This is a genomic window from Pseudomonas sp. Tn43, assembly GCF_014192635.1.
In the GTDB taxonomy this organism is placed as follows: domain Bacteria; phylum Pseudomonadota; class Gammaproteobacteria; order Pseudomonadales; family Pseudomonadaceae; genus Aquipseudomonas.
On sequence record NZ_JACHYG010000003.1, the window covers coordinates 532,327 to 545,357 of the forward strand.

At 58.1% G+C, this 13,031-nt stretch carries 13 protein-coding genes; 3 read left to right on the forward strand and 10 right to left on the reverse strand.

From position 1 onward, the window contains the following. Window positions 1-74: 74 nt before the first annotated feature. Entirely contained in the window at window positions 75-2,642 is a 2,568-nt protein-coding gene (mutS, locus tag FHW68_RS11070; RefSeq protein WP_183680489.1) for a DNA mismatch repair protein MutS, read from the forward strand. Window positions 2,643-2,784: 142 nt separating this feature from the next. Continuing rightward, the gene (fdxA, locus tag FHW68_RS11075; protein WP_095631648.1) at window positions 2,785-3,108 is read left to right on the forward strand and encodes a ferredoxin FdxA; all 324 of its coding nucleotides are present in this window, start codon (window positions 2,785-2,787) and stop codon (window positions 3,106-3,108) included. A 497-nt stretch (window positions 3,109-3,605) separates the two neighbouring features. Here the strand turns inward: fdxA and rpoS are convergent, their stop codons facing one another. The 8 genes from rpoS to FHW68_RS11115 all read right to left on the reverse strand — a co-directional run bounded on the left by rpoS (window position 3,606) and on the right by FHW68_RS11115 (window position 10,879). Next, complete coding sequence (gene rpoS, locus FHW68_RS11080; RefSeq protein WP_095631649.1) at window positions 3,606-4,613, reverse strand: RNA polymerase sigma factor RpoS; 1,008 nt, start codon at window positions 4,611-4,613, stop codon at window positions 3,606-3,608. A 106-nt stretch (window positions 4,614-4,719) separates the two neighbouring features. Then, window positions 4,720-5,577, reverse strand: a complete 858-nt coding sequence (locus tag FHW68_RS11085; protein ID WP_095631650.1) for a peptidoglycan DD-metalloendopeptidase family protein — start codon at window positions 5,575-5,577, stop codon at window positions 4,720-4,722. Between the two features lie 210 nt (window positions 5,578-5,787). Then, window positions 5,788-6,423: a protein-L-isoaspartate(D-aspartate) O-methyltransferase gene (locus FHW68_RS11090; RefSeq protein ID WP_177409319.1), complete on the reverse strand. Its 636-nt coding sequence runs from the start codon at window positions 6,421-6,423 to the stop codon at window positions 5,788-5,790. A gap of 41 nt (window positions 6,424-6,464) precedes the next feature. Next, window positions 6,465-7,214, reverse strand: coding sequence for a 5'/3'-nucleotidase SurE (gene surE, locus FHW68_RS11095; protein ID WP_095631652.1), 750 nt, complete (start codon window positions 7,212-7,214; stop codon window positions 6,465-6,467). After that, window positions 7,202-8,260, reverse strand: coding sequence for a tRNA pseudouridine(13) synthase TruD (gene truD, locus FHW68_RS11100; RefSeq protein WP_095631653.1), 1,059 nt, complete (start codon window positions 8,258-8,260; stop codon window positions 7,202-7,204). Before truD ends, surE begins: the two co-directional genes overlap by 13 nt. Continuing rightward, window positions 8,257-8,730 carry a 2-C-methyl-D-erythritol 2,4-cyclodiphosphate synthase gene (gene ispF, locus FHW68_RS11105; protein ID WP_095631654.1) on the reverse strand — a complete coding sequence of 158 codons (474 nt, stop codon included), beginning with the start codon at window positions 8,728-8,730 and terminating at the stop codon, window positions 8,257-8,259. The genes truD and ispF overlap by 4 nt, the downstream gene beginning before the upstream one ends. Before the next feature lie 91 nt (window positions 8,731-8,821). After that, on the reverse strand, window positions 8,822-9,676 hold the full coding sequence (gene fghA, locus FHW68_RS11110; protein WP_095631655.1) for an S-formylglutathione hydrolase: 855 nt from the start codon (window positions 9,674-9,676) through the stop codon (window positions 8,822-8,824). A 90-nt stretch (window positions 9,677-9,766) separates the two neighbouring features. Then, entirely contained in the window at window positions 9,767-10,879 is a 1,113-nt protein-coding gene (locus FHW68_RS11115) for an S-(hydroxymethyl)glutathione dehydrogenase/class III alcohol dehydrogenase (RefSeq protein ID WP_095054145.1), read from the reverse strand. 106 nt (window positions 10,880-10,985) lie between these two features. On the opposite strand from FHW68_RS11115, the gene FHW68_RS11120 reads away from it, so the two are divergent. After that, window positions 10,986-11,894 carry a LysR substrate-binding domain-containing protein gene (locus FHW68_RS11120; protein ID WP_095631656.1) on the forward strand — a complete coding sequence of 303 codons (909 nt, stop codon included), beginning with the start codon at window positions 10,986-10,988 and terminating at the stop codon, window positions 11,892-11,894. Here the strand turns inward: FHW68_RS11120 and ispD are convergent. Next, window positions 11,881-12,588: a 2-C-methyl-D-erythritol 4-phosphate cytidylyltransferase gene (gene ispD, locus FHW68_RS11125; RefSeq protein WP_095631657.1), complete on the reverse strand. Its 708-nt coding sequence runs from the start codon at window positions 12,586-12,588 to the stop codon at window positions 11,881-11,883. The two genes, FHW68_RS11120 and ispD, sit on opposite strands and share 14 nt — an antisense overlap. Further along, on the reverse strand, window positions 12,585-12,863 hold the full coding sequence (gene ftsB, locus FHW68_RS11130) for a cell division protein FtsB (protein ID WP_007907178.1): 279 nt from the start codon (window positions 12,861-12,863) through the stop codon (window positions 12,585-12,587). Before ftsB ends, ispD begins: the two co-directional genes overlap by 4 nt. Window positions 12,864-13,031: the final 168 nt, after the last annotated feature.

Genomic DNA, 13,031 nt, shown 5'->3' on the forward strand with positions numbered 1-13,031 from the left:
CAATTTGCGAATCGAAACGCCCATTTCCGCCCAAGACTTTGATATTTATCCATAAGCCACTGATGAATAAAGCAATTTCAGATTTATCCAGCCACACCCCGATGATGCAGCAGTACTGGCGCCTGAAGAACCAGCACCCTGATCAATTGATGTTCTACCGCATGGGTGACTTCTACGAGATCTTCTATGAAGACGCGAAGAAGGCCGCCAAGTTACTGGACATCACCCTGACGGCTCGTGGGCAATCGGCGGGGCAGGCGATTCCGATGTGTGGGATTCCTTACCACGCCGCGGAAGGTTATCTGGCGAAACTGGTGAAGCTCGGCGAGTCGGTGGTGATTTGTGAGCAGGTCGGCGACCCGGCCACCAGCAAAGGGCCGGTGGATCGCCAGGTGGTGCGAATCATCACCCCCGGCACCGTCAGCGATGAAGCGCTGCTGGATGAGCGCCGGGACAACCTGATCGCAGCGGTGCTGGGCGACGAGCGCCTGTTCGGGCTGGCGGTGCTGGACATCACCAGCGGCAACTTCACCGTGCTGGAAATCAAGGGCTGGGAAAACCTGCTGGCGGAACTGGAGCGGGTCAATCCGGTAGAGCTGATGATCCCGGACGATTGGCCGAAAGACCTGCCAGCGGAAAAACGTCGTGGGGTTCGGCGCCGTGCGCCGTGGGATTTCGAGCGTGACTCGGCGCTGAAAAGTCTTTGCCAGCAGTTTTCCACCCAGGACCTGAAAGGTTTCGGCTGCGAGAACCTGACGCTGGCAATCGGTGCCGCCGGTTGCCTGCTCAGCTATGCCAAGGAAACCCAACGCACCGCCCTGCCGCATTTGCGCAGCCTGCGTCATGAACGCCTGGACGACACCGTGGTGCTCGATGGTGCGAGCCGTCGCAACCTGGAACTGGACACCAACCTGGCCGGCGGTCGCGACAACACCTTGCAATCGGTGGTTGATCGCTGCCAGACCGCCATGGGCAGCCGCTTGCTGACTCGCTGGCTGAACCGTCCGCTGCGGGATCTGAGCGTATTGCTGGCACGTCAGAGTTCGATCTCTTGCTTGCTCGACGGTTACCGCTTCGAAAAACTGCAACCGCAGCTCAAGGAAATCGGTGACATCGAGCGGATTCTGGCGCGGATCGGCTTGCGCAATGCCCGTCCTCGTGACTTGGCGCGTCTGCGCGATGCCCTTGGGGCGTTGCCAGAGTTGCAGGTAGCGATGACCGAGCTTGAAGCCCCGCACATCATCCAACTGGCGGTCACCACCAGCACCTATCCGGAACTGGCGGCGCTGCTGGAAAAAGCCATTATCGACAACCCGCCCGCCGTCATCCGTGACGGCGGTGTATTGAAAACCGGTTACGACAGCGAACTCGACGAACTGCAATCGCTCAGCGAAAACGCCGGGCAGTTCCTGATCGATCTCGAAGCGCGTGAGAAGGCCCGCACCGGCCTGTCGCACTTGAAGGTCGGCTACAACCGGATTCACGGCTACTTCATCGAGTTGCCGAGCAAGCAGGCCGAATCGGCGCCCGCGGACTATATTCGGCGGCAGACCCTCAAAGGTGCCGAGCGTTTCATCACGCCGGAACTCAAGGCCTTCGAAGACAAGGCGCTGTCTGCCAAGAGCCGCGCCCTGGCTCGCGAGAAAATGCTCTACGAAGCATTGCTCGAAGACCTGATCGCTCAGTTGCCGCCTTTGCAAGACACGGCCGCCGCCCTGGCCGAACTGGACGTACTGAGCAACCTCGCCGAGCGCGCACTGAACCTGGACCTGAACTGCCCGCGTTTTGTCAGCGAGCCGTGCATGCGCATCACCCAGGGTCGTCACCCGGTGGTCGAGCAAGTACTCACCACGCCGTTCGTGGCCAACGACCTGAGCCTTGACGACAATACCCGCATGCTGGTGATTACCGGTCCGAACATGGGCGGTAAATCCACCTACATGCGCCAGACCGCGTTGATCGTGTTGCTGGCGCATATCGGCAGCTTCGTCCCGGCGGCCAGTTGCGAATTGTCTCTGGTAGACCGAATCTTCACCCGGATCGGCTCCAGCGATGACTTGGCGGGCGGTCGTTCGACCTTCATGGTTGAAATGAGCGAAACCGCGAACATTCTGCACAACGCCACCGAACGCAGCCTGGTGCTGATGGACGAAGTCGGTCGCGGCACCAGCACTTTCGACGGTCTGTCCCTGGCGTGGGCGGCGGCTGAGCGTCTGGCACACCTACGGGCCTACACCCTGTTCGCTACTCACTATTTCGAGCTGACAGTGCTGCCGGAAGCCCAGCCCCTGGTGGCCAACGTGCACCTCAATGCCACCGAACACAACGAACGCATCGTGTTCCTGCACCACGTGTTGCCTGGGCCTGCCAGCCAGAGTTACGGCCTGGCGGTTGCGCAGTTGGCCGGCGTACCGAGCGAAGTGATCGTGCGGGCTCGCGAACATCTGAGCCGACTGGAATCCACAGCGCTGCCTCATGAAGTTCCCACGCCTGCCAAAGGCAAACCGGTCACGCCGCAGCAGAGCGACATGTTCGCCAGCCTGCCACATCCGGTGCTGGATGAACTGGCCAAACTGGATCTGGACGACATGTCACCGCGTCGTGCACTCGAAATGCTCTATACACTAAAGACACGGATCTAACGCACTTGCGTGCAAGCTGTTAGAATCTCGCGCGGTTTGGGATGCTGCAGGCCAATAGCCTGACCTGCAGACTATCGCTCCCAAACCTGGCGACCCCAACGTGAAGGGGCTCCGCTGCCGCCGCCTGAGGAGAAAATTAGAAATGACCTTCGTCGTCACCGACAACTGCATCAAGTGCAAGTACACCGACTGCGTAGAAGTCTGTCCGGTGGACTGCTTTTACGAAGGCCCGAACTTCCTGGTGATTCACCCGGATGAGTGCATCGACTGCGCCCTGTGCGAACCAGAATGCCCGGCACAAGCCATCTTCTCGGAGGACGAAGTGCCGGCCGGCATGGAGAACTTCATCGAGCTGAACGCCGAGCTGGCGGATATCTGGCCGAACATCACCGAGAGGAAAGATGCCCTGCCGGACGCCGAAGAGTGGGATGGCAAGCCAGGCAAGATTGCAGACCTCGAACGCTGATCCTTTCTGCATTCATCGAAAAGGCCCTTACGGGCCTTTTTGTTTGTTGGTGCTCAAGAAATCGCAGACAAAAAAGGGGCGGTATGACCCGCCCACATTTTTTCCCTATTCCTTGTGTTCCTTTTCATCGTCCTGATGAATCGCTTCCTGCGATGTCCGTTCCCCTCTTCCTTAAAGGGCGTGTCTATCCGTCGACACAGTTCAGATACTAGAGAATTCCCCATCAAGAGCAATCGGCCGCTGTCGCTGAAAGCGCCTGTCACACGCCGTTAATCTAAAAAAATACCTATATAAATCAATAATATAAAAAAATATCACAAATCAAATAGACAACTGCCAGCGTGTAAAAATAACGAACACTTACGAAAGAGTAAGCAAAGACTTACAGAACAAGACTACAAACCCGAGGTGATGTCGGGGGCAACTCACCTCCCATGTTTCAGGCAACAAAAAACCCCAAACCAGTCGGGGCTTTTGTTTCCTGCTGATCGAGTCGCTTATTGGAACAACGACTCACTCGACAGGCCGTTTTTCTCGAGAATCTCCCGAAGACGCTTAAGACCTTCAACCTGAATTTGTCTGACCCGCTCCCGGGTCAAGCCGATTTCCAGGCCTACGTCTTCAAGCGTGCTGCTCTCGTGACCTCGCAAGCCGAAGCGCCGAATGACCACCTCGCGTTGCTTGTCGGTCAGCTCCGAGAGCCATTGATCGATGCTTTGTGACAGGTCGTCATCCTGCAACAGTTCGCACGGGTCGGTGGGGCGGTCGTCGGTAAGGGTGTCCAACAGGGTTTTATCCGAATCCGGACCCAGCGAGACGTCGACCGAAGAAACCCGCTCGTTCAGGCCAAGCATGCGCTTGACTTCGCCTACCGGTTTCTCCAGCAGGTTGGCGATTTCTTCGGGTGAGGGTTCATGATCGAGCTTTTGCGTCAGCTCCCGTGCAGCCCGCAAGTACACGTTGAGCTCTTTGACCACATGAATCGGCAACCGGATGGTCCGGGTCTGATTCATGATCGCGCGCTCGATGGTCTGACGAATCCACCAGGTGGCGTAGGTCGAAAAGCGGAAACCGCGTTCAGGATCGAACTTTTCTACAGCCCGGATCAGGCCGAGGTTGCCCTCTTCGATCAGGTCCAGCAGCGACAGCCCACGATTGACGTAACGACGGGCGATTTTCACTACCAGCCGCAGGTTGCTTTCAATCATGCGCTTGCGTCCGGCCGGATCGCCACTTTGCGACAAGCGCGCAAAATGAACTTCTTCTTCCGGGGACAGCAATGGGGAAAAGCCGATTTCGTTGAGGTACAGCTGAGTGGCATCGAGTGCCCGTGTGTAATCGATGTACTTGTGTTGCTTAAGCGAAGCGGAGTGTTTGGATTTTGCACGAACGGAAGGTGATGCATCCCCTTCATCATTCGACATCGAATCCGTGGCGATGCCGGTCTCCATCAGGAGAACCTCATCGTCGATGTCAAACTCCGGCACTTCTTTACTGAGAGCCATTGTTATAGTCCTTTGGTGAGTTCGACCTCAAGCTCGAGCGGCGCCTTGATCCCTGGCAACGCTGGAGCCTGTTCCCTCTACGTGACGGAACAGGCTGGCTAACAAATCAACGACGTGGCAGGAATTGCAGCGGATCTACAGGTTTACCTTGTCGGCGAATCTCAAAATGCAGTTTCACCCGGTCTGTACCCGTTGACCCCATTTCGGCAATTGTCTGTCCGACCTTGACCTGCTGCCCCTCCCGAACCAACAGCCTGCGGTTATGTCCGTAGGCACTGACGTAGGTGTCGCTGTGTTTGATGATGACTAATTCGCCGTAGCCCCTTAAGCCACTCCCGGCGTATACCACCGTCCCATCAGACGCAGCTAAAACAGGCTGTCCCAAATCTCCGGCGATATCAATTCCTTTATTCAAACTACCGTTTGAAGAGAATTTTCCAATCAGAATGCCATTAGAAGGCCACCCCCAGCCCGTCGGGGCCGGACCGGCAGGAGGCAGTGGAGCAGGTGCCGGCTTGTTGGCGACGGACGGTGCAAGCACCGTTGTGGTAGTCGTCGCGCCATTTGCCTGACGCCGAATGACGGTGGTTTTACTCGATGACGAAGGCGAAGAACTGGACGAACTGACCACCGCCGTCGGCGTTGTACCGGTGCGACCATCGAAGCGAATTATCTGACCCGGATGGATCGTGTAAGGCGTAGGAATGTTGTTCCGTGCTGCGAGGGCTTTGTAGTCCCAACCGTAGCGAAAAGCGATGGAGAACAACGTGTCCTTGGGTCGGACAACGTATTGGCCAGTGGTCACGACCGGACGCTGGGCGACCGCCTTGTTGCGATCGACGACGCTCGCACTACCTGATTTGGTGCTGGAACATCCGACCAGCAAGGTACTCAAGACAAGGCCAGTCACCAGACGCTGAAAGCTCGTTATACCCATTCGCTGCGCAATGACTGTGAGACTCACCCGCCGCTCCCTTTGTGGTGGCTGAAATATGGATTGCCGTGCTCCGGCACGAAATGTCGCAAGTATAACGGGCCAAACAGGCTTTAACTTTAATGAAGCGGATTCGCTTCGCGCACACGTTTGCTGCCTGAAGATGAATTGCGTTTAACTAATCGATGCCGCTGTAAGACCCGGGCAATCGAAGAGAATTCAGCGCGTTGAAACAAATGCTCAGGCCAATGGCCCGTTGAGCAACGGGACAAAGCGCACTGCCCCCAGAACACGCCTGGAAAAGCCCTGCTCCTCCCGGATGATCAACATCAATTGTTGAACTTCACCAGAGCCGACCGGAATGACCAGTCGCCCACCCGGTGCCAACTGATCGAGCAATGCCTGAGGCACATCGGTGGCCACGGCGGTCACGATGATGCCGTTGTAAGGTGCCAATGCCGGCCAGCCTTCCCAACCATCGCCCCAGCGAAATACCACGTTGCGCAGGTTCAGTTCCAGCAGACGCTCCTTGGCCCGGTCTTGCAGAACCTTGATGCGCTCCACGGAAAAAACCCGTTCGACCAATTGCGACAGGACCGCCGTCTGGTAACCCGAACCGGTGCCGATTTCCAGGACCTTGTCCAACGGACCGGCTTCCAGCAGCAACTCGCTCATGCGCGCCACCATATAAGGCTGCGAGATGGTCTGGTTATGACCGATCGGTAGCGCCGTATCCTCATAGGCTCGATGAGACAACGCCTCATCGACGAACAGGTGACGCGGCGTGCGGCGGATGACTTCCAGCACCTTGGCGTTGGAGATACCTTCTTCATAGAGGCGCTGAATCAAACGTTCGCGGGTCCGTTGCGAGGTCATTCCGATACCGCGATGCAGAATGTGGTCTTGGTCACGAGCCATTAACGCAGCCCCTCCAGCCAGCCATCCAGACTTCTGAAGGCATCATTAAAGGTGCGATCCAGTTGCAGTGGCGTGATCGAAACATAGCCTTGCATCACCGCATGGAAATCGGTACCCGGGCCACCATCTTCCGCATCCCCGGCCGCGGCGATCCAGTAACCGGATTTGCCCCGCGGGTCGACCACTTTCATCGGTGCCGCAGCGCGGGCGCGATGGCCAAGGCGGGTCAACTGGATACCGCGGATGTGCTCCAGCGGCAAATTGGGAATGTTCACGTTCAGTACCGTGCGCGGTGGCAGATCAAGGTCCGCGTGAGCCTCTACCAGCTTGCGCGCAAAATAAGCGGCTGTGGGAAGGTTCTCTACTTGTCGTGAGACGAATGAAAAGGCAAACGAAGGACGCCCAAGGAAGCGCCCTTCGAGGGCCGCCGCCACAGTGCCGGAATACAGCACGTCATCCCCCAGGTTGGCCCCCAGGTTGATGCCGGACACTACCATGTCCGGCTCAAGCTCCAGTAAGCCGTTAAGGCCCAGGTGCACGCAGTCGGTGGGTGTGCCGTTAAGGCTGATAAAGCCGTTGGCCAGGGTTTGCGGGTGCAACGGACGGTCGAGCGTCAGTGAGCTGCTGGCGCCGCTTTTGTCCTGGTCCGGGGCGATAACCACACATTCGGTGTAATCCGCCAGCGCAGCATAAAGCGCGGCGAGACCGGGTGCGGCTACCCCATCGTCGTTAGAAATCAGAATACGCATGGGCTGTCCGTCTGCCCCACCGGCACCAGATCGACGAGTTCACGCACCAATACGGTGGCGAAGCATCCGGCCGGCAGGACGAATTCCAGTTGCAGAATGTCAGGCTCGGGATAATGCCACGTCAACCCACCAATGGGCAGCCGCAGGATGCGACGTTCGTGGCTCATTCCGGCGTTAATCAACCAATCGCGCAAATCCGCTTCGCGCGCGGCGATTGCCTGTTCCAATTCATGGACAGCGCCTGACGTCGGCGAGTCACCTTCGCCCCACTGCGGGCCGGTCGGGTGCAGGTCGAGAATCGCCAAGCGCGGGTCGTTGCATTCGGCTTCACCGGCCGGAAAAAAACTGCGGCTGTCAGTGAACGCCAGCAGATCGCCCACCTGCGCATGCTGCCAGGTGTCATCGGCGACGCGCGCCGCCAACACTTGATTGAACAGAAAACTGCGCGCAGCGGAAAGCAGCCGCGAACGCACATTGCGTTGCTCCGGCAGGGCTTTGCGCGCCGCCCAGGCACGAGCGTCGACGACGTTGCCGCCATCAAAGCCGAAACGCTGGGCGCCGAAATAATTGGGAATACCTTGCTTGGCGATCAGTTGCAGACGCGCGTCGATCGCCGCCTTGTCACCGGTGAACTGGGTCAAGCGCAAGGTAAAGCCGTTGGCCGAGTGGGCACCGCGTTGCAGTTTGCGTTTATGCCGACCGGTCTTGAGGATTTTCAACGTGTCGTTTTCCGCCGGCGACAGATCAGGGTCGGCCTTGCCCGGCAGTTGCACGCTGAACCACTGGCGCGTCAGGGCCTGGCGGTCCTTGAGGCCGGCATAACTGACGGTGCGCAATGGCACACCCGCCGCCTTGGCGATGCGCCGTGCCGCTTCCTCAGTATTCAGTCCGCGCTTTTCCACCCAGATCCACAGGTGTTCGCCATCGCCGCTCAAAGGAATATCAAGGACTTCATCGACCTGGAAATCTTCCGCCGTGGCTTTCAGTACCGCGCTGCCCAGGGCTTCACCATAGGCCCGCGGGCCCAGCAATTGCGCTTCGTTCATGCGCGCAACAACAGGGCAATGGAGTGCACCGCAATGCCCTCTTCGCGACCGACAAAGCCAAGCTTTTCGGTGGTGGTAGCTTTCACGTTCACTTGATCCAACTCAACTTGAAGATCCGCGGCAATCAGCGCGCGCATCGATTCGATATGGGGGGCCATTTTCGGCGCCTGGGCGACGATGGTGTTATCCACGTTGCCGACTTTCCAGCCTTTGGCATGGACCAGTGCGACGACGTGACGCAACAGTACGCGACTGTCGGCACCCTTGAATTGCGGGTCGGTGTCCGGGAAGTGCTTGCCGATATCACCCAGCGCAGCAGCGCCGAGCAACGCGTCGCTCAAGGCGTGCAGCAGGACGTCGCCGTCGGAATGGGCGAGCAGCCCGAAGCTGTGTGCAATCCGCACGCCGCCCAGAGTGATGAAATCGCCTTCAGCGAAACGGTGCACATCATAGCCGTGGCCAATACGCATAAAAAAACGCCCCGATTTTTGTCAGGGCGTGATTCTACCTGCATTAGGCGAGGGGGTGCTCCCAATTAGTTTCCCCGGCGCGGTAGGGAAACTAACTGAGCGTCCCACCTAGAGCGCGCGCATGATGTTGCAGGTGGTCGTCAATGAAGCTGGCGATGAAGAAATAACTATGGTCGTAGCCCGGTTGCAGACGCAACGTCAGCGGGTGACCCGCCAGTTTGGCGGCCTGCTGCAAAGCGTCAGGCTTGAGCTGGGTAGCCAGGAAATCATCGCGATCACCTTGATCGACCAGCAGTGGCAATTGCTCGTCCGCCTCGGCGATCAACACACAAGCATCCCACTCGCGCCACTTCGAACGGTCTTCGCCCAGGTAACGGGAAAAGGCTTTCTGCCCCCAAGGGCAATCAATCGGATTGTTGATCGGCGAGAACGCCGACACCGACAGATAACGCCCTGGATTACGCAACGCGCAGACCAACGCACCGTGGCCACCCATGGAGTGACCGCTGATGCCACGCTTGTCCGATGCCGGAAAATGCGCTTCGACCAATGACGGCAATTCCTGCACGACATAGTCATGCATCCGATAGTGGCGGGACCAAGGTTCCTGCGTAGCATTCAGATAAAACCCGGCTCCGAGACCGAAGTCCCAGGCCCCCTCCGGATCACCCGGCACATCGGGGCCGCGCGGGCTGGTATCCGGCGCGACGATGATCAGACCCAGTTCGGCGGCCATGCGCATGGCGCCGGCCTTTTGCATGAAGTTTTCGTCGGTGCAGGTCAGGCCAGACAACCAGTACAACACCGGCAGTTTGCCGCCCTGCTCCGCTTGCGGCGGCAGGTACACGGCAAACACCATGTCGCAGCCGAGCACGTCGGAGCGGTGCCGATAGCGCTTGTGCCAGCCGCCGAAGCTTTTCTGACAGGAGATATTTTCCAGGCTCATGGGCTTTTCAGCTGCAAGCTTCAAGCTTCGAGCTGCAAGTGGGCGTCGAGCTCACTTGCAGCTTGCGGCTTGAAGCTTTCTGCTGCTCCTTTAGAAATGGATGACAGTACGGATGCTTTTGCCTTCATGCATCAGGTCAAACGCCTTGTTGATATCTTCCAGTCCCATCGTGTGGGTGATGAAGGTATCCAGCGGGATTTCGCCGGTCTGGGCCATTTCGACATAGCTTGGCAATTCGGTGCGCCCACGCACGCCACCGAACGCCGAACCGCGCCACACGCGACCGGTTACCAGCTGGAACGGCCGGGTGGAGATCTCCTGACCGGCGCCTGCAACACCGATGATCACCGACTCACCCCATCCCTTGTGGCAGCACTCGAGCGCAGCACGCATCAACTGGACGTTGCCAATGCACTCGAAGGAAAAGTCGACGCCGCCATCGGTCATGTCAACGATCACTTCCTGAATCGGACGATCGAAGTCTTTCGGGTTTACACAATCGGTCGCGCCCAATTGCCTGGCGATCTCGAACTTGGCCGGGTTGATGTCAATGGCGATGATCCGCCCTGCCTTGGCTTTGACCGCGCCAATCACAGCCGACAGACCGATGCCGCCCAGACCGAAAATGGCAACAGTGTCACCCGGTTTGACCTTGGCGGTGTTGATGACCGCGCCGATGCCCGTGGTGACGCCACAACCCAGCAGGCAGACTTTTTCCAAGGGTGCTTCTTTAGGAATTTTGGCGACGGAGATTTCCGGTAGCACGGTGTACTCGGAGAAAGTCGAGGTGCCCATGTAGTGGAAAATCGTTTCGCCCTTGTAGGAAAAACGCGAAGTGCCATCCGGCATCAGGCCTTTACCCTGGGTCGCACGAATGGCCTGGCAGAGGTTGGTTTTGCCCGACAGACAGAATTTGCACTTGCCGCATTCCGGGGTGTACAGCGGGATCACATGGTCGCCGACCGCGACCGAAGTCACGCCCTCGCCAATCGCTTCGACCACCGCGCCACCTTCATGACCCAGGATCGACGGGAAGATGCCTTCCGGGTCAGCGCCCGAGAGGGTGTAGGCATCGGTATGGCAGACACCGGAGGCGACGACGCGCAGCAGAACTTCCCCAGCCTTGGGCATGGCGACATCGACTTCAACGATCTCGAGGGGTTTCTTGGCCTCGAAGGCAACGGCGGCGCGCGACTTGATCATGCTGACTCTCCAGTGAATAAAAACGAGACAAGGAGTGTAATACAGCGACATACGATGAATAATCAGGACAAAAGCAAAACATTATTGCCGTACAGGGATAATCCTGATGTCCGAAAACCGCTGGGAAGGCATCGATGAGTTCGTTGCTGTCGCCGAGTGCAGCCAATTCACTGCCGCGGCCGAACGCCTTGGGGTGTCTTCCTCACATATCAGTCGCCAAATCGTACGCCTGGAAGAGCGCCTGCAGACCCGCTTGCTTTATCGCAGCACCCGTCGGGTCACACTGACCGAAGCCGGGCAAACCTTTTTGCAACATTGCCAGCGTTTGCAGGACGGTCGCGAAGAAGCCTTGCGGGCTGTCGGCGACCTGACCAGCGAACCCAAGGGCATGCTGCGCATGACCTGTGCCGTGGCCTACGGCGAACGCTTCATCGTGCCACTGGTGACTCGCTTCATGGGGCTGTATCCACAACTGCGCGTCGACATCGAGCTGAGCAACCGTCCGCTCGATCTGGTGCATGAAGGGCTGGACCTGGCCATCCGCCTCGGCCGCCTGCAAGACTCAAGACTGGTCGCCACACGTCTGGCACCACGGCGCATGTACCTGTGCGCCTCACCGTCCTACCTGGAAAGGTACGGTCGCCCACACAGTTTGTCGGAACTGAGTCGCCATAACTGCCTCATCGGCAGCTCGGACATCTGGCAACTGGAACAGAACGGGCGGGAATTTTCCCAGCGAGTGCAGGGAAACTGGCGCTGTAACAGTGGGCAGGCAGTGCTGGATGCCGCATTACAAGGAGTCGGGTTATGTCAGCTGCCGGATTATTACGTCCTGGAATACCTGAAAAACGGTGGACTGATCTCGTTGCTGGAAGCCCATCAGCCGCCGAACACAGCCGTGTGGGCGCTTTATCCACAGCAACGGCATCTGTCGCCCAAAGTGCGCAAGTTGGTGGATTATTTGAAGGAAGGGTTGGCCGAACGGCCGGAGTATCGATCTTTTAGCGGCGGTTAGCCCAACGCTGGCGCAACCACTCAAGGTCTTCGGGACGAGTGACTTTGATGTTATCGGATCGCCCTTCAATCAAGCGCGGCGCCTGGCCTGACCACTCCATGGCCGAAGCTTCATCGGTGATAACAACGTCCGCCACCAGACTGTCCGCCAATGCCCGATGCAATGCACCCAGACGAAACATCTGCGGCGTATAGGCCTGCCAGATCACGCTACGATCGACCGTTTCCAGTACGCGTCCATGCTTGTCGACCCGTTTGAGGGTATCGCGAGCAGGCACCGCCAATAGACCGCCTACCGGATCGTCAGCCAGCTCACTGAGCAATTTATCGAGATCATCACGCGCCAGATTCGGTCGCGCGGCATCGTGAACCAACACCCAATCCTCATCGTCAGCGCCTTGGGCGTGCAGATGCAGCAAGGCATTGAGCACCGATCCGGAACGCTCGGCGCCGCCCTCAACCCGTTGAATACGCGGATCGGCAGCACACGCCAGGTTCGGCCAGTAAGGATCGTCGGTTGCAAGACTGACCACCAACCCTTTCAGGGCAGGATGATCGAGAAAACAGCCGAGGCTGTGTTCGAGAATAGTGCGCCCGCCCAGTTGCAAATATTGCTTGGGACGGTCCGCGACCATACGGGCACCAACGCCCGCGGCGGGAATCACGGCCCAGAAGGCCGGTAGCGAATTAATCATTGGGCCAACTGGTAAAGGGTTTCACCGTCCTTGACCATGCCCAACTCATGACGAGCCCGTTCTTCAACGGTCTCCATGCCCTTTTTCAGTTCGCTGACTTCGGCATCCATCACCCGATTGCGCTCCAGCAATGCCTCGTTCTCGGCGTGTTGATCCGCAATCTGCTGCTTCAGCTCAGCCACTTGCGCCAGGCTGCCATTACCCACCCACAGGCGGTACTGCAGGCCGGCCAGCAGCAAGAGCAAGACGAGAAACAACCAATTGGGACTGCGCATCGAATATCAGGTATCCAGTGAAAAAAGACAGCCATGCCATAACTTTGAAGCTTCTGATAGCACGAAGCCTGGAAAAACCAGGCTTGTGCTCTTAAGGCATCAGATTAGTGGCAAATCCGTCGCTGCTGCGATTTTTCCGACACAATCCGGTGTCTTTTTACTATCTCA

What these genes read in the sequence shown, in the direction of transcription:
- ispD (WP_095631657.1), bottom strand. Translation starts at nt 12,588, where the DNA reads ATGATTAATTCGCTACCGGCCTTCTGGGCCGTGATTCCCGCCGCGGGC.
- fghA (WP_095631655.1), bottom strand. Translation starts at nt 9,676, where the DNA reads ATGAGCCTGGAAAATATCTCCTGTCAGAAAAGCTTCGGCGGCTGGCAC.
- FHW68_RS11090 (WP_177409319.1), bottom strand. Translation starts at nt 6,423, where the DNA reads ATGACCTCGCAACGGACCCGCGAACGTTTGATTCAGCGCCTCTATGAA.
- FHW68_RS11120 (WP_095631656.1), top strand. Translation starts at nt 10,986, where the DNA reads ATGTCCGAAAACCGCTGGGAAGGCATCGATGAGTTCGTTGCTGTCGCC.
- surE (WP_095631652.1), bottom strand. Translation starts at nt 7,214, where the DNA reads ATGCGTATTCTGATTTCTAACGACGATGGGGTAGCCGCACCCGGTCTC.
- FHW68_RS11115 (WP_095054145.1), bottom strand. Translation starts at nt 10,879, where the DNA reads ATGATCAAGTCGCGCGCCGCCGTTGCCTTCGAGGCCAAGAAACCCCTC.
- ispF (WP_095631654.1), bottom strand. Translation starts at nt 8,730, where the DNA reads ATGCGTATTGGCCACGGCTATGATGTGCACCGTTTCGCTGAAGGCGAT.
- rpoS (WP_095631649.1), bottom strand. Translation starts at nt 4,613, where the DNA reads ATGGCTCTCAGTAAAGAAGTGCCGGAGTTTGACATCGACGATGAGGTT.
- truD (WP_095631653.1), bottom strand. Translation starts at nt 8,260, where the DNA reads ATGAACGAAGCGCAATTGCTGGGCCCGCGGGCCTATGGTGAAGCCCTG.
- fdxA (WP_095631648.1), top strand. Translation starts at nt 2,785, where the DNA reads ATGACCTTCGTCGTCACCGACAACTGCATCAAGTGCAAGTACACCGAC.
- ftsB (WP_007907178.1), bottom strand. Translation starts at nt 12,863, where the DNA reads ATGCGCAGTCCCAATTGGTTGTTTCTCGTCTTGCTCTTGCTGCTGGCC.